Raw genomic sequence first — 15,316 nt, forward strand, 5'->3', positions numbered from 1 at the left:
GTGCAGGCGCAAGACATAGGACGGTTTGGCCGAGTCTCCAACCGGAAAAAGTGAACATATGGCGAACAGGGAAAATCGCGGGGAAGGGGTTTACATTGTCACCTTTTAATGTATATAGATGTAAACCCAAACGAGAGGTTTTCCATGTTCTCCTTCTTCCCCACTGGCGCTGGCGCGCAGCGCATCGACATTGCTGAAATTGCCCGCGAGGTCGCCTCCGAACGGATGGTGCTAATCGACGTGCGCGAGTTCGCCGAGGCGAAGGCCTCCGGCGTGGCCGAGGGGGCGCGGGTGATCCCGCTGTCACTGCTGCCGCTGAAGGCCGACCCGCGCCAGCCGGGCTGCGAAGTACCGCAAGGGCTGCCGATCGCGGTCTATTGCGCCTCGGGCGGGCGGTCGGGGATGGCGGCGGATGCGCTGACCCGGCTGGGCTATGGGCCAGTCTACAACCTTGGCGGCCTGCGCGACTGGGCGGCGGGCGGCGGCCGGGTCGTCGCCTACTGATCCCGGGTCAGAGCCGCGCGCGCCGGGCCTTCTGCACGGCGTGAATGGCAAGCCCCAGCGCCGAAAGCGTGACGGCCGCGGCGGTCAGCCCGGCCGGCCCGGCGTTGGCCAGCAGCGCGGCCAGGACCGGCGTGCCCGTCGTTGTGCCAAGATTGCCCAGCTGCGCCACCGCCCCGGCGGCGCGGGCGCGGTCGTCGGGGCTGGCGTTCAGCTCGGGGATCGCGGCAAAGCTCGCCCCCTGCACGATGCCGAGCGCGGCCGAAAGCAGGAAGCCCCCCGCCACCATCCCGGCCCCCTGCCCCCAGAAGACCCAGAGTATCAGGAAGCCGGGGATCGCCACGGCATAGCCCGCCTGCACCAGCGTGACCGCGCTCATCCGGCCCAGGAGCCAGACCCCCAGCGTCAGCGAGACTGCGATCGAGACCAGCGGCATCCCTGCCGCGATCAGCGCGCGGTGCGTCGCGGGGGTTTCGGGCGGCAGCAGGGTCAGGACGGCGACGTAAAGGAAGGTATAACAGCAGAACCCCATCGCCGGCGCGGCAAGGCGGGGCGAGGCGTAGATCCGGGCGTGCTGGGCCAAAAGGTTGTCCATCGGCAGCGCATGGCCCCGTGGGTCGGGCGGCAGGGTCAGGGCGAGGATCGCGGCCAGCGCGCCCATCCAGGCGGCGTGGCCGAGGAAAAGCCCGGTCGGGCCGGCATGGGGGCCGATCAGCGCCAGGATCGTGTAGGTCACCCCGAAGAACGACGACCAGAGCGTCATCGCCAGCGGCCGGCGATGTTCGGGGGCAAGCGTAGCGATCATCGTCGGGCCGACGACGACGATGGCGAGGTGGCTCGCCCCTTCCACGATGCGGCTGGCCAGCATCAGCGGATAGGGCGGCAGCAGGGCTTGCAGCGCCGACATCGCCGCCCCCGCCGCCAGCGCCGCGACAATGGCCCGGCGTGGGCCGATCCGGGCGACCAGAAGGCCGGCGGTGGTGCCGAAGATCAACCCGACCATGCCGACGATCGACACGACAAGGCCAAGCGCGACTTCTCCCCCGCCGCCGTAGGTGGTGCGCAGTGTCTCGTAGAGGATCGAGATCTTGCCGAACTGGGCCGCTGCGCCAAGGCCGGCGCACCACAAGAGCAGGACCAGAAACATGGGGGAAAGGCTGCGCATCATCGAGGGATAGCGCGGCCGGGGTAGCTCGTCGATGACTTCATCAGTTCGCGCCGCAGTACACCGACGCGAAGAGGAAGTCGTGCGAACAGGCAAACCCTGCCGCGATCAGAAATGCAGCGCACGTCCGTAGGCATCTAGCACGGCTTCGTGCATCATCTCGGACAGGGTCGGGTGCGGGAAGACGGTGTTCATCAGCTCGACTTCGGTCGTCTCCAGCGTGCGGCCGATGACATAGCCCTGGATCAGCTCGGTCACTTCGGCGCCGACCATGTGGGCGCCGAGAAGCTCACCCGTCCTTGCGTCGAACACGGTTTTCACCATGCCCTCGGGTTCCCCCAGCGCGATGGCCTTGCCGTTGCCGATGAAGGGGAAGCGGCCGACCTTGACCGTGTAGCCCGCGTCTTTCGCCTTCTGCTCGGTCAGGCCGACCGAGGCCACCTGCGGGTGGCAATAGGTGCAGCCGGCGATGGAGTTCGGCTTGATCGGGTGCGGACGGCCGCCCGCGATCAGTTCGGCAACCATCACGCCCTCGTGGCTGGCCTTGTGCGCCAGCCAGGGCGCGCCGGCGATGTCGCCAATGGCGTAAAGCCCGGGAACCCCGGTGCGGCAGTATTCGTCCGTCACCACATGGGTGCGGTCGATCTTCACCCCCAGCGCCTCGAGCCCGAGGTTTTCCACGTTGCCGACGATGCCCACGGCCGAGATGACGGTGTCGAAGTCCTGCGTGGTGATCTTGCCGTCCTGTTCGATATGGGCGGTCACGCCCTTGCCGGGATGGCGGTCGAGCTTCTTGACCGCGGCCTTTTCCAGGATCTTCATGCCCTGCTTGACGAACTGCTTCTTGGCGAAGGCGCTGATCTCGGCGTCTTCCACGGGAAGGATGCGGTCCATTACCTCGACCACGGTGGTGTCCGCGCCCAGCGTGTTGAAGAAGCTGGCGAATTCGATCCCGATCGCGCCCGAGCCGATGACCAGAAGCTTCTTCGGCATCCTGCTGGCGACCAGTGCGTGCTTGTAGGACCAGACCAGATCGCCGTCGGCCTCGAGCCCCGGCAGTTCGCGCGCGCGAGCGCCGGTGGCAAGGATGATGTGCTTCGCCGTCAACTCCTCGGTGCCCTTGTCGGTCTTGACCGAGACGGTCCCGGCCTTGGGCAGGGTCGCGGTGCCCATGAACACCGTGACCTTGTTCTTCTTCATCAGGTGGCCGATCCCGCCCGAAAGCTGCTTTGCCACCGCGCGGCTGCGCGCGACGACGGCGGGCAGGTCATAGCCGATCGCGTCCGCCTTCAGGCCGAATTCCTTGGCGCGGTGCATCAGGTGGAAGACCTCAGCGCTGCGCAGAAGCGCCTTCGTCGGGATGCAGCCCCAGTTCAGGCAGATGCCGCCCAGGTGTTCGCGTTCGACGATGGCGACCTTGAGGCCCAGCTGGCTGGCGCGGATGGCGGCGACATAGCCCCCCGGTCCGGCGCCGATCACGATCACGTCGAAGCTTTGGGCAGCCATCTTTCCCTCCTCCAGAAAAAGTAGTTTGCCATTAAACTATCTTGAAACTCCAGGCAACGCTGGGGTTGCCGTGGCCCTATGCATCGGGCGCATGGCTTTTCAGCCGTTTGACCACGGCCATGTAACCGCCCTGATCGAGATGGGCCTGCTCTTCCGGTGTGCTGGTCCTCCCCAGCGCCTCGTTGCGGGTGGGAAACCGGCCAAAGCGGGCGATCACCTCCTGATGCGCGCGGGCGTGCAGCGCCATTTCCGGGTCCGAGGCCACCCGCTCGGTCAGGTACTTCACCGCCAGCTCCTGGTCGGCCGGATCCTCGGAATGCTCGAAGGGCATGTAGAAGAACTGGCGTTCAGGTTCGGGGGCATTCATGTCCCAGCCGGCCTCCAGCGCCTTGCGGGCGGCGGCGCGGGCCTGCGGGTCGGTTGCGAAGGCCAGCGCGGTGCCACGATGGATGTTGCGCGGAATCTGGTCGGTCAGGATCAGGTAGGCAAGCGTGCCGACCGTCCCTTCGGCCCAGTGCTCGAGCCCGCCGTCACGCGCTGCCTGCCAGAGACCAGCAAAGCGGGTGCAGGCCAGGTCAATATCTTCCCCGCCGGAATACCAGCCCTCCGGTCCGATCTCGTGCAGCCAGAACTCCAGAACCTCGATCGGGTCCGACATGGGCGCCTCCGTGCTGCGGCAAGCCTTGCAGGGAATGGCGCGGGCCGCAACCGCCTATGTCTGCCCAGCCCCAGCCTGCACCTCTGCCTGCACCTCGACCGAGGCGTCGTCCAGCACAGCCCCAACGGCCAGCGGCGAGGCCGTCGGCGTCACCGTGCGGAAGGCACCCGTCACCTGCGGCGCGGCGCGGCGGGTCATCCGGTACAGCGCATAGGCCGCCAGCGCGACATAGAGGATGCCGATGAACAGGAAGAATCCGCGTGGGCCAACGGTCTCCATCATCCAGCCGGTGGCGGTGGGGCCGAAGATCGCCCCGAAACCGTTCAGGAAGATCAGCCCCGCCGAAGCTGCGGCCATCTGCTCGCGGGTCAGGAAGTCGTTGGTATAGGCGATCAGCAGGGCATAGACCGGGTTAGTGATCCCGCCCAGAAGCAGCGCCACCAGAATAAGCGCGACAAAGGGAAGCGGCACGAAGGCGGCAACCAGCATGGTCAGCGCCGCCATGGCCGACAGCCCCATGATCAGCGTGCGCCGGTCCATCCGGTCTGATGCCCAGCCGATCGGGTATTGCAGCACCAGCCCACCGACGTAGAGCGCGCCCACGAAGATCGAGATCTCGCGCACCGTCAGCCCCTCCTGCGCGCCCCAGACTGCGGCCATGCCGAACATTGCGGAAAACACGCCCCCGGTCAGCAGCATGCCCGCACAGCCCAGGGGCGAGATACGGAACAGATCCGCAAAGGGCAGGCGGCGGGTGGTGTCGAAGGCGGGCGCGGGCGTGGGGGCAAGCAGGATGGGCATGAAGGCCAGCGAGACCAGCACCGAAGGGATGATGAAGAGTGCAAAACCCGAAGGATCCGGCAGATTCAGGATTACCTGCGATGCGATGATCCCCAGCATCTGGACGATCATGTAGGCAGAAAGCGCCTGACCCCGGGTCTCGTTCCCGGAGGTATTGTTGATCCAGCTTTCCGCGGTGATGTAGATGCAGGAAAAGCAGAGTCCTGCCAGAACCCGCAGCAACGTCCAGGCCATCCAGTCAGGATAGACCGGGTAGATCACCAGCACCGCCGAGATCAGCGACCCCATGGCCGCAAAGACCCGCACATGCCCCACACGCCGGATCATCCGCGGCGCGGCCCATGATCCGAACAGGAAACCCACGAAATAGGCCGCCATCACATAGGACAGTTGATAGGTCGTGAACCCTTCCAGATTGCCGCGAATACCCAGCAGCGTGCCCTGGATGCCGTTGCCGACCATCAGCAGCATTACGCCCATCAGCAGCGGCCAGGACTGGGTAAGAACGCGCAGCATCAGGGCTCCGGGATCAGAAGCGAGCTGTCGCCGTAAGAAAAGAAGCGATAGCCCTTTTGGATCGCATGTTGATAGATCCTGTCGATCCGGCTCTTTCCCATAAGCGCCGCAACCAGCATCATCAGCGTCGATTTCGGCAGGTGGAAGTTTGTCATCAGCCCGTCGGTCACGCGGAAGCGGTAGCCGGGATAGATGAAGATGTCGGTTTCGGCCTCGAAGGGGTGCAGGACGCCGGCCTCGTCGGCTGCGCTTTCGATCAGACGCAACGCGGTGGTGCCGACCGGAATCACCCGTCCCCCTGCCCGCCTGGTTGCATTGATCTCTGCCGCCGCCGCCGCGGTGACGCGACCCCATTCGGCGTGCATCCGGTGGGTTGTCACGTCCTCGACCTTTACCGGCAGGAAGGTACCGGCACCGACATGCAGGGTGACCTCGGTGAAATCCACCCCCTTCGCCGCCAGCGCCCGCAACAGCGGTTCGTCGAAGTGAAGGCTGGCAGTGGGGGCAGCCACCGCCCCCGCATGGCGGGCAAAGACGGTCTGATAGTCGGTCTTGTCCTGGTCATCCGCTGCGCGCTTGGCGGCGATGTAGGGCGGCAGGGGCATGACACCTGCCTCGGCCAGTGCGGCGTCGAAATCCTCGCCCGTCAGGTCAAAGGCCAGCGTCAGATCAGTTTCGGACTTCGAGGCCACGGTTGCGGACAGACGGTCGGAAAAGCGGATCACCTCGCCCGCCTGCACCTTGCGCAGGGGCTTGGCCAGCGCGCGCCAGCCCTGCGAAACGGGCTCCAGCAGCGTCACCTCTATCCTGGCGACAGCGTCGCCACGTTGCCGCGTGCCGAACAGGCGGGCGGGCAGAACCTTGGTGTTGTTCAGCACCAGCCGGTCGCCGGGGCGGAAGATCTCCACCAGGTCAAAGACATGCAGGTCGCTGATCCGGTCGCCTTCGGCCAGCAGCAGCCGTGCATGGGTGCGCGGCCGCGCAGGCCGGGTGGCGATCAGATGCTCCGGCAGGTCGAAATCGAAATCGGAAAGTTTCATCCGGCATCCTTCAGATTCGGCGGGGGCTGACGAAAGATTTCGCGGAACATGCCGGGCGTGAAGACCGACAGGGGATTGACCGACACGTTCGGCGCCTCGGCTGTCCCTGTCACCCGGTAGTTGAAGCCGAAAAGCCCCTCGCCCCGGCGCGAAAAGATCTGTCCGACCCCATTGACCAGATAGATCGGAGAGATCACGCCCTGCAGGTCCATCCGTCCGCTTCCGGTCTGATAGAGCCCGGCAAAGGAAATGCCAAGCGAGGCACCCACGGCCGAGCCCTGGCTTATCTCCACCGCCTCTGGCGTCAGGATGAAGCTGACCTGGCCATTGTTGAAGGCCAGCCCCTCTCCGCCCATCTGCTCGAGCAGACCCACGACCGAAATCGCCGACAGAAGCTCGGCCAGCGCCGGCGCACCCTGCACCCGCATCCGGGTAAATGTGGCGCGGCCGTCATACTGGCCCGCCGGCCCGCGCGGCAAAAGCGTCAAGTCCAGTTCGCCCCCGCGGCCCTTGTCGAAGATTCCGGCCGCAGCCATCACCGTGCCCGCATTCCGCGAGGTGATGCGGAAGGCGCTGCCACCACCGGCCGGCGCCATGGTGCCCAGAACCTCGCCCTGGCCGTTGACGCCGGCGCGGAACTGGCCGTTCAACCCGCCGCGTTGCCGGAATTCACCGCTGAACCCGGTCAGACTGATCCCGTCGCTGATCACCAGCCGGTCCAGGGCCAGCCGGATCGTTCCGCCCAGGCCCGCCCCGCTGCCAGTGCTGCCGCCCGGCATGCGACGGATGTCGATCCGCCCACCGGTCACGGCCACATCCAGCGCCCCGCCCCGACCGCCGCCTTTCAGTGTCACGGGCGCGTCCAGCCAGTCGCCTGCCCTGACCCGCGTGAACTGCGCAGTATCGAGGCCGCCGCCCTCGCGTGTGGTGATCCGGCCCTCGGCCTGCAGACCCGGCGCCGAAAGCTTGAGCCGCTCCACCTCGGGCGTGCGGGTCAGGCGCACCTCCAGGTCCAGGGAACCGCGGGTGCCTGCGGGCTTGGACCAGCCCAACGCATCCAGCCGCAGCGCAAGGCCGGCCAGGGTCGAGGTCAGCGTCAGTTGCGGCGGCTGGTCCTTGACCAGCGCGATATCGATCGCCGCCGGCCCTTCGCCGCGAACGCTGCCCTCGGGCAATTCCACCCCCAGATCCCTGAGTGCCACATCGGACAGCATCACCGTGCCATTCACCCGCGCGCGTCCGTTCTGGTCGGGGCCGAAGCCCTGCACATAGGTCAGATCGACGGGCATGCGGTCCAGCACACCCTTGCCCGATAGCTCCATTCCGTCGGTGTCCACCGCAACCGCGATCTCGTCAGACCGCAGGATACGGCCCGGCACCAGCGACGGCGAGGTGAAGTCAACGATCCTGCCAGTCACGAAAAAATCGACATCCGGCAGGTCGATCCGCGGCTTCAGCGGCAGATACATCGTCGTGACAAGTTCGGCCCGGCCATCACCCAGGTTCACCGGCTGTCCGGCCTTGGAAAAGAAGCTGAACGGCGGCTGGTCCAGCAGCGACAGCGTGGCTGTCAGCGGCGAGGAGGTGCGCAGGATGATCTTTGCCGTGGCCGGGCGCTGCGTGACGTCCAGCACCTGGAAGATGGATCCATCCGCCTCGATCCGCCCACCCTCGGGCGGCACGACATGGCCGCGCTCAAGCCGCACGGTATAGACGTTGTTTTCCAGCATGGCATGTCCACGCGCGCCCAGGACTTCTGGCAGAGTGCGGACAAAGCGCACCCGCGCCTCCGAGAATTCGTAGCCAAGCGCCAGCCGCGGCTGCCCGCCTGGCGACAGGCGCAGCGCGGCGCGCACGTTGCTCAGACTGGCGGCGCCGACATTGCTGGCAAACCAGTCCCGCGTCTTCGGCACCGCCGATAGCGGCCAGAGCTTAAGCAGCCTGTCGGCATCGATACGGTCGAGCTGAACGTCCAGCGCCCCGTCCCAGCCTTCTGGGGTGGCGGTGACCGCACCGCTCAGGTGCAGCCGCTCTCCGGCGTCCACCAGGGCAAGCTGGCCGATCTCCACCCGGAACGGATCCAGCCGCAACCGCAGGTCCAGCGCGCCCTGACCAAAGCGAACGGGTTCCTCAAAAAGACCCTCGGGATCGACCATCACCTCAGACGCGGCCATCTGCATCAACAGCATCTGTGGCAGGTTTCCCGACACCAGAGGCGCCCCCTGCGAATCCTGCAGAAAGCCGAAGCCGGTTGCCCGCAACCGCAGCGATGGGCTTTCCACCGAAAGGTCGGTCAGGCTAAGCCGCGCCGTCTCGGGATCGAAGCGCAGCGCCAGCCTTGCGCGGTCAAAGGCAACGGGCCGCGCCGCGCCACCGGGCGCCAGGCTGCCGGCGGCCAGTTCCAGTTCGGCCGACAGATCGGAAATCGCGCCGGCGCCGGAAATGGCGACATCAAGCCCGCCCGAGATCGGCGCATCGACTGCGGCCAGAAAGGCCAGCGGCGGCGCAAGGGCAGCCAGGTCGCCCGCTGCCAGATTGTCCATCGAGGCGGAAAGGCTGGCCGCCCCGTCTGCCTTGTCCAGATTCAGCCGCAGCGTCGCCTGCGCCGCTGCCTGTCCGTCCAGCAGCGTCAGGCCAAGTTCGCCCGCGATCCTGTCACGCTGGCTTTCGACCGTCAGGCGCCCATCACCCACCTCCCAGGTCCGACGGGCGCGATCGTCGGTCAGGCTGAGGGTCAGCGCCTCGGCCTCGATCGTGCGCAGCGCGGCAAGTGCGGGGGTGGAAAAGAGTGCCGCCGCCCCGTCCAGCACGTCGGCAACCGTCTGCGGCCCTGCCGCGCCCCCCCCTCCGAAATCCAGATCCAGCCGACCGGCGCTGTCGCGACGCACGGCAAGCCGGGCGCCGACCAGGCGGACCGAGACAGGCCGAACCCTGCCCTCGGCCAGCGAGGCAAGATCGAAGGCAACCAGGGCTTCGGGCAGGGTCAGCAGCGACCGGCCCGAAGCGGACAGCAGCCTGATGTCCTGCAGCCGGAAGCGCGGCGCAAAGTGATCGTCCACGGCAACTTCCACCGCCCCCAGCGATACGGCGGTTCCCGCTGGAAGGTTGTCTCCGGCAAGTCCGGCGTTCAGACGCGCCTCGATCTCGGCCACCGCGGCCGTGGGAAGGCGCAGTGCCTTGCCGGTGTAGGCCATGGCAAGATAGCCGAAACCAAGCGCAAGCCCGACCAGGGTCAGCACCACCGTCAGGCTGAAGCGAACACGCTTCGCCCCGCGCGCAGGGCGGCGCGGGGGCCCCACCGGGGCCGTTGCGACCTCGGCTGTCTGCCTGTTGCGTTCAGGCACCTTGTCCGCCAGATGGGCCGCCCTTCCGTCCTCCATACCTGCCCGTGCGCACCTTGCCCCTATCCTGCGACCCCTGCCGAAAGTCACCGGGTTCCTTGCCTTTGACTTTGGCAGAAGGCAACTAGAACGGAAGTCACATTCCCTAAAAAGGCAAGGAGCCGCCCATGATTTCCGCCGGCGATACCGCCCCCGATTTCACCCTGCCGCGCGATGGCGGCGCCACGGTCACGCTGTCTGCCCTGCGGCCCGGTAAGGTCGTGCTCTACTTCTACCCTAAGGACGACACCCCCGGCTGCACGCTAGAGGCGCAGGACTTCAACGCGCGACTCGCCGACTTCACCGCCGCCGGGGCCACGGTGATCGGAATTTCCAAGGACAGCGTGAAGAGCCATGACAAGTTCTGCAAGAAGCATGGCCTTGGCATCATCCTGGCCTCGGACGAAGGCGGCACCACCTGCGAAGACTACGGCGTATGGGTCGAAAAAAGCATGTATGGCCGCACCTACATGGGCATCGAACGTTCGACCTTCCTGATCGACGGCACAGGCAAGGTCGTGCGCGTCTGGCCCAAGGTCAGCGTCAAGGGCCACGCCGACGAGGTGCTGGCGGCGGTCAAGGCCCTGTGAGATAAGGCCGGGCGCAAATTCCCACGCCGGAATTTGCAAGTCTTTCGGAAAGATTTGCAGGAGCCTGCCGGATGCCCTTGTCCCTTGCCGAAATGGCCGTCGATGTGCTGACCACCCCTGACGGTCGCGCCAAGACGGCGCTTTCGCGCGCGCATGCCGCAGCATGGTTCGCCGCGCGCGCCCAGGGGCAGCCCCTGCCGATCGGGCGCGCAAACCCTCCCCTGCGCCCGGCCCGTCCGGCGCGGCCCGAACTTCTGGCGCCGAAGGACGTTCCCCGCCGCCGCCCCGGCACGTTGCAGGGGCGGATCGCGCTGCTGCATGCCGTCGCCCACATCGAACTGAACGCGGTCGATCTGCACTGGGACATCATCGCGCGTTTCGCCGACCAGCCGATGCCGATGGGTTTCTACGATGACTGGGTAAAGGCCGCGGACGAAGAAGCCAAGCATTTCAACCTGGTCTGCGACTGTCTGGAAGGCATGGGCAGCCATTATGGCGCCCTGCCCGCCCATGCCGGAATGTGGCGCGCGGCCGAGGATACGGCATCCGACCTGCAAGGCCGACTTGCCGTCGTGCCCATGGTGCTGGAAGCGCGGGGCCTCGACGTGACGCCGGGCATGATCGAGATCTTCCGCAAAGCGGGCGAAACCGCAGCAGTCTCGGCGCTTGAGATGATCTATGCCGAAGAGGTCGGCCATGTCGCCTATGGCTCGAAATGGTTCAACTGGCTTTGTGGACGGGACGGCACCGACCCGAAGGAGGTGTTCCACACGCTGGTCCGACGCTATTTCCACGGCGCGCTGAAGCCACCCTTCAACGAGGAGAAGCGCGCAGACGCGGGCCTTCCACCCGACTTCTACTGGCCGCTGGCCGAGGCCGCCGACTGATCGGCGGTTTCTTGCCGATGAAATCACGAGACCGGGCAGGAAAACCCACCCTGTGGTCAAAATCGTTGCGGCGCTGAAACAGGCTGGCTAATCAAACGGCACCCGACGCCGCCTCACGCGCTGGACGGGACCAGCTGACGGCAGAAACGCCTGTCACCCGCAACAAGGGCATGAAACGGATGACCAAGACGTGCTGAACCGCCTCGCCTACCGGTTTCACCAGACACTGGAGCACCATTTTCCCGAACAGCGGTTGTTCCTCAAGTCGGACACCGAAACCCGCTTCATACGCCTGCGCCCGGCCACCCAGCTGATCGCGCTGGTGGGGGGCACACTGGCGCTGGCCTGGACCATCGTCGCTACCGCAGTGATCATGATGGATACGATCGGTGCGGGGTCGGCGCGCGAACAGTCGGCGCGCGCCCAGGCACGTTATGAAGAGCGGCTGAACGCGCTGTCGGCCGATCGCGACCTGCGCGCCGAGGAAGCGGCCCGTGCGCAGGAACGATACAACCTTGCCCTGGCGCAGGTATCGGACATGCAGGAACGGCTTCTTGCTTCCGAGGACCGCCGGCGCGAACTGGAAACCGGAATCGACGCCATTCAGGAAACGCTCCGCCGGACCATCAAGGAACGGGACGAGGCGCGGGCCGAGGCGGAAAGGGCTACGCTGGCGCTGAACGAACAGCACGGCGGGGCAACCGAAATCGGTCGCATCCGTGACGCGGTGGCAACACTGGAATTCCTGGTGAATGCGCTTGGTCTGACCGCCGAGGAACGGGACGAGATGCTTGCCGCCGCGGACGCCGCGCGCGAGGAAGCCCGTCTGATCGCGGAAGAAAAGCGCGCTCTGGAACAGCGCAACGATCTCATCTTCTCACGGCTGGAAGAGGCCGTCACCGTGTCGATGGAGCCGCTGAACAGGATGTTCCGCGAGGCCGGCATGTCGCCAGAGGACCTGTTAAAGACCATCCGGCGCGGCTATTCCGGCCAGGGCGGGCCGCTTACGCCGATTTCGATGTCGACTTCGGGCGCGGTGCCGACACCCGAGGAACTGCGTGCAAACGCAATTCTGGACGGTCTGGACGAGATGAACATGTATCGCATCGCAGCCTTCAAGCTGCCGTTCGCGATACCGGTCAAGGACCGCTTCCGCTGGACATCGGGATTCGGCTACCGTCGTGACCCCAAGGGTGCGGGCACCCGCATGCACGAAGGCACCGACATGGCCGGCGCCTACGGCACCCCGATCTACGCCACGGCGGACGGTGTGGTGGTTCATGCCGGATGGGACAACGGCTATGGCCGGCTTGTGACCATCCGCCACGATTTCGGCGTCGAGACGCGCTATGCACATCTTAGTCAGATCCGCGTCGAGGTAGGCCAAAGGGTCTCGCGCGGGGACCGGATCGGTGATATGGGCAATTCAGGCCGGTCGACTGGCACCCACCTTCACTACGAGGTGCGTCTGAACGGATCGCCCGTGAACCCGATGACCTTCATAAAGGCAGCGAAAAATGTTTTCTAAGAGCCGCATCAACGAGCCCGGCCCCAAGGCTGAAGCAGATAAGGCCAAAGCCCCGGAGGCCCCGATGACCAAACCCGCGATGGACTTCACTGCCTCGGCGCCGAAGGGCAAGGCGGCTGTGTCGGTTCTGTCCTCTGACCTGACAGTGGTCGGCAACCTGCGCACCACCGGCGACATCCAGGTGGAGGGCACCGTCGAAGGCGACATCCGCGCCCACCTGCTGACCGTGGGCGAAAGCGCCACCATTCGCGGCGAGATCGTGGCCGACGACATCGTGGTGAACGGGCGCGTGATCGGGCGCGTGCGCGGGCTGAAGGTTCGCCTGACATCGACTGCACGGGTCGAAGGCGACATCATCCACAAGACCATCGCCATCGAATCCGGCGCGCATTTCGAGGGCTCTGTCCAGCGGCAGGAAGATCCGCTGGCCACCGGCCGGCCGACGACCGCCGGTTCCGCAAGGCCTGACGCGGCGGCCGTCGCACCGGCGCCGGGCGACGCAGGCTGAGATTGAACCGCGCATGCGGCTTTCAAGGGCATCGGGGCACGCCTCGGTGCCCGTTTCATTTTGTGCGCCCGCCGACCGCGGGCTGGTTCTGGCAGCGGCGATTCTGGCTTCGTCCATGGGGTTCATCGATTCCTCGGTGACCGCCATCGCCATGCCCGCGATGCGCACCGGGCTGGGGGCAAGCCTTATCCAGGCGCAATGGATCAACGCGGCCTATCTTCTGGCCCTGTCCTCGATGGTGCTGGCCGGCGGCGCGCTGGGGGACCGCTTCGGCACGGCTCGGGTCTTCGCCGCCGGGATCCTGATCTTTGTCGCCGGGTCGGTCGCCTGTGCGCTGGCACTTGACCCCGGTCAGATGATCGCGGCCCGCGCTGTCAAGGGCTTCGGCGCCGCGCTCATGGTGCCAGGCTCGATGGCGCTGGTCTCGCGCGCCTATCCGGTCGCCGATCGCGGTCGGGCGCTTGGCCTCTGGGCTGCCGCCTCGACGATGACGACCGCGCTGGGGCCGGTGCTGGGCGGCATGATGATCACATGGGGCGGTGAGGCAGGCTGGCGGATGATCTTCGGGCTGAATCTGCCTCTGGGCCTGGCCGCTCTGGCGCTGATCCGGGGCCGGACCGCAGGGGATCGCGGCGCAGCCGTGCTGCGGGTGGACTGGGTGGGGGTGGTGCTGGCGACGCTTGGCCTGGGGCTTCTGGCCTGGGCGCTGACGCAGCCGGGGGCGCCTCTGGGGCTGTGGCTTCTGACGGCCCTGACACTTGCCGCCTTCCTGGTCTGGCAGGCCATGGCGCCTGCGCCGATGCTGCGGCTGGGAATGTTCCGCTCGCGTCTCTTCAGCCTGACGAATCTGGTCACGCTGTTCCTGTATTTCGCGTTGAACGGCGTGATGTTCTATCTGCCGATGACTGCGGTTTCGGCCTGGGGCGTGACGGAACTGCAGGTGACGGCGGCCTTCCTGCCGATCTCGGTTCTGATCGGGCTGCTTTCGGCGCCAGCCGGTCGCTGGGCCGATCGTATCGGGCCCGGCCCACTGATGGCGGCGGGATCGGCGCTGGTCGCCTGCGCCTATGCCGGGCTGTGGTGGACCGCCGCATCCGGCGATTTCTGGGGCCATGTGGTGCCCCTCATGGCCCTTGGCGGACTGGGCCTGGGCCTTGCGGTCGCGCCGCTTACAGCTGCAGCGATGCAGGGAGCGGAAGACGGCGAACAGGGCGCGGCATCGGGCGTGAACAATGCCGTGGCGCGGGTCGCCGGGCTGATCGCGATTGCCGCCCTTGGGCAGGTCGCCGAGCGCGCCTACGGATCGGGGACGCCAGGCTTCGGCTTGCCCGGTGCCGGACCCGTGCACCTGGCGGCCACCGGCGCAGCGTTCGGCAGCGTCGCGCTGATCGGGGCAATCATGGCCGGGCTTGCCGCCCTGCTTGCCATGGGGATCGGGGGGAAGGCTCAGGTGATCGCGCGCCGGTAAAGGTGCCAGCTTGCGTGGCCGAACAGCGGCAGCACGACGAACAGGCCGACGAAACCGGGAAGCATGCCGACAAACAGGCAGGCCCCGATCAGCGCGCCCCAGCCCAGCATGACGACCGGGTTTTCTCGCACCAGGGCAAAGCTGGTCAGCATTGCGGTGACGAAATCCACCTCGCGGTCCAGAAGCATCGGCAGGCTGACCACCGTCAGGCTGAACAGCAGCGCCGCAAAGACTGCGCCAACCGCTGTGCCGAAGGCCAGCATCGCCAGCCCCTGCGCCGACAGGAACACCGCCAGCGAGGACGAGACATTGGTCATCGTCGCATTGCCAAGGAACAGCGCGAAGATCATGTGCGCGAGGAAGTTCCAGAACAGGAAATAGACCACGATCACCGCGGCGATGGCCGGGATCTGGCGGTCCTTCTGGCGGAAGATGACGCCGAAGATCTCGGCCGCGCGCAGGGGTTCGCCCGCCTCGAGCCGCCGCGATATTTCATAGAAGCCGCAGGCGATGAAAGGCCCCAGGATCGGAAAGCCAGCGCTGGCCGGCAGGGTCCACCAGACCTGGCCCTTCGTCGTCATCGCCCAGACGATCAGCCAGCCCCCCAGCACATAGACCAGCGAAAAGATGAAGCCCAGCAACGGCGCACGGCGGAAATCCTGCCAGCCAAGGGCAAGGCTGGCCTTCAGGTCAGAAAGATCAACCTGGTTGATTTCGGGCGTGGCAGTGGCGGGGGCGTCGTTCATGCCGAAAGATTAGGCGGCACGA

The 15,316-nt window shown here is 66.4% G+C and carries 13 protein-coding genes; 6 read left to right on the forward strand and 7 right to left on the reverse strand.

What is annotated here, in order from left to right; all coding sequences use genetic code 11:
- Window positions 1-144: 144 nt before the first annotated feature.
- Complete coding sequence (locus EZM81_RS08915; protein ID WP_169052341.1) at window positions 145-504, forward strand: rhodanese-like domain-containing protein; 360 nt, start codon at window positions 145-147, stop codon at window positions 502-504.
- 7 nt (window positions 505-511) lie between these two features.
- Here the strand turns inward: EZM81_RS08915 and EZM81_RS08920 are convergent, their stop codons facing one another.
- The 6 genes from EZM81_RS08920 to EZM81_RS08945 all read right to left on the reverse strand — a co-directional run bounded on the left by EZM81_RS08920 (window position 512) and on the right by EZM81_RS08945 (window position 9,531).
- Window positions 512-1,648, reverse strand: a complete 1,137-nt coding sequence (locus EZM81_RS08920) for an MFS transporter (RefSeq protein ID WP_248298171.1) — start codon at window positions 1,646-1,648, stop codon at window positions 512-514.
- 126 nt (window positions 1,649-1,774) lie between these two features.
- The gene (gene lpdA / locus EZM81_RS08925) at window positions 1,775-3,172 is read right to left on the reverse strand and encodes a dihydrolipoyl dehydrogenase (RefSeq protein WP_136645468.1); all 1,398 of its coding nucleotides are present in this window, start codon (window positions 3,170-3,172) and stop codon (window positions 1,775-1,777) included.
- 76 nt (window positions 3,173-3,248) lie between these two features.
- Window positions 3,249-3,830 carry a DUF924 family protein gene (locus EZM81_RS08930; RefSeq protein WP_136645469.1) on the reverse strand — a complete coding sequence of 194 codons (582 nt, stop codon included), beginning with the start codon at window positions 3,828-3,830 and terminating at the stop codon, window positions 3,249-3,251.
- 54 nt (window positions 3,831-3,884) lie between these two features.
- Window positions 3,885-5,147, reverse strand: coding sequence for an MFS transporter (locus EZM81_RS08935; RefSeq protein ID WP_136645470.1), 1,263 nt, complete (start codon window positions 5,145-5,147; stop codon window positions 3,885-3,887).
- Window positions 5,147-6,187, reverse strand: a complete 1,041-nt coding sequence (gene queA / locus EZM81_RS08940; protein WP_136645471.1) for a tRNA preQ1(34) S-adenosylmethionine ribosyltransferase-isomerase QueA — start codon at window positions 6,185-6,187, stop codon at window positions 5,147-5,149. Before queA ends, EZM81_RS08935 begins: the two co-directional genes overlap by 1 nt.
- Entirely contained in the window at window positions 6,184-9,531 is a 3,348-nt protein-coding gene (locus tag EZM81_RS08945) for a hypothetical protein (protein WP_169052342.1), read from the reverse strand. The genes queA and EZM81_RS08945 overlap by 4 nt, the downstream gene beginning before the upstream one ends.
- A 164-nt stretch (window positions 9,532-9,695) precedes the next feature.
- Between EZM81_RS08945 and EZM81_RS08950 the strand changes: the two genes are divergently transcribed.
- The 5 genes from EZM81_RS08950 to EZM81_RS08970 all read left to right on the forward strand — a co-directional run bounded on the left by EZM81_RS08950 (window position 9,696) and on the right by EZM81_RS08970 (window position 14,548).
- A complete protein-coding gene (locus EZM81_RS08950) occupies window positions 9,696-10,157 on the forward strand; it encodes a peroxiredoxin (RefSeq protein WP_136645473.1) in 462 nt (153 codons plus the stop codon).
- 71 nt (window positions 10,158-10,228) lie between these two features.
- Window positions 10,229-11,044, forward strand: coding sequence for a ferritin-like domain-containing protein (locus EZM81_RS08955; protein WP_240783966.1), 816 nt, complete (start codon window positions 10,229-10,231; stop codon window positions 11,042-11,044).
- Between the two features lie 190 nt (window positions 11,045-11,234).
- Window positions 11,235-12,572, forward strand: a complete 1,338-nt coding sequence (locus tag EZM81_RS08960) for a M23 family metallopeptidase (RefSeq protein ID WP_136645474.1) — start codon at window positions 11,235-11,237, stop codon at window positions 12,570-12,572.
- On the forward strand, window positions 12,562-13,080 hold the full coding sequence (locus EZM81_RS08965) for a polymer-forming cytoskeletal protein (protein ID WP_135448726.1): 519 nt from the start codon (window positions 12,562-12,564) through the stop codon (window positions 13,078-13,080). The genes EZM81_RS08960 and EZM81_RS08965 overlap by 11 nt, the downstream gene beginning before the upstream one ends.
- A gap of 115 nt (window positions 13,081-13,195) precedes the next feature.
- On the forward strand, window positions 13,196-14,548 hold the full coding sequence (locus EZM81_RS08970; protein WP_248298172.1) for an MFS transporter: 1,353 nt from the start codon (window positions 13,196-13,198) through the stop codon (window positions 14,546-14,548).
- On the opposite strand, the gene EZM81_RS08975 is transcribed toward EZM81_RS08970, so the two are convergent.
- Window positions 14,527-15,294: a DUF2189 domain-containing protein gene (locus tag EZM81_RS08975; RefSeq protein WP_136645476.1), complete on the reverse strand. Its 768-nt coding sequence runs from the start codon at window positions 15,292-15,294 to the stop codon at window positions 14,527-14,529. The two genes, EZM81_RS08970 and EZM81_RS08975, sit on opposite strands and share 22 nt — an antisense overlap.
- Between the last annotated feature and the right edge of the window lie 22 nt (window positions 15,295-15,316).

Origin of the sequence: Tabrizicola sp. YIM 78059 (assembly GCF_004959785.1) — a bacterium.
In the GTDB taxonomy this organism is placed as follows: Bacteria; Pseudomonadota; Alphaproteobacteria; order Rhodobacterales; family Rhodobacteraceae; genus Tabrizicola; species Tabrizicola caldifontis.

Coding starts and splice junctions, on each gene's coding strand:
- EZM81_RS08955 (WP_240783966.1), top strand. CDS start 10,229: ATGCCCTTGTCCCTTGCCGAAATGGCCGTCGATGTGCTGACCACCCCT.
- EZM81_RS08975 (WP_136645476.1), bottom strand. CDS start 15,294: ATGAACGACGCCCCCGCCACTGCCACGCCCGAAATCAACCAGGTTGAT.
- EZM81_RS08915 (WP_169052341.1), top strand. CDS start 145: ATGTTCTCCTTCTTCCCCACTGGCGCTGGCGCGCAGCGCATCGACATT.
- EZM81_RS08930 (WP_136645469.1), bottom strand. CDS start 3,830: ATGTCGGACCCGATCGAGGTTCTGGAGTTCTGGCTGCACGAGATCGGA.
- queA (WP_136645471.1), bottom strand. CDS start 6,187: ATGAAACTTTCCGATTTCGATTTCGACCTGCCGGAGCATCTGATCGCC.
- EZM81_RS08970 (WP_248298172.1), top strand. CDS start 13,196: ATGGGGTTCATCGATTCCTCGGTGACCGCCATCGCCATGCCCGCGATG.
- EZM81_RS08965 (WP_135448726.1), top strand. CDS start 12,562: ATGTTTTCTAAGAGCCGCATCAACGAGCCCGGCCCCAAGGCTGAAGCA.
- EZM81_RS08920 (WP_248298171.1), bottom strand. CDS start 1,648: ATGTTTCTGGTCCTGCTCTTGTGGTGCGCCGGCCTTGGCGCAGCGGCC.
- EZM81_RS08950 (WP_136645473.1), top strand. CDS start 9,696: ATGATTTCCGCCGGCGATACCGCCCCCGATTTCACCCTGCCGCGCGAT.
- lpdA (WP_136645468.1), bottom strand. CDS start 3,172: ATGGCTGCCCAAAGCTTCGACGTGATCGTGATCGGCGCCGGACCGGGG.
- EZM81_RS08935 (WP_136645470.1), bottom strand. CDS start 5,147: ATGCTGCGCGTTCTTACCCAGTCCTGGCCGCTGCTGATGGGCGTAATG.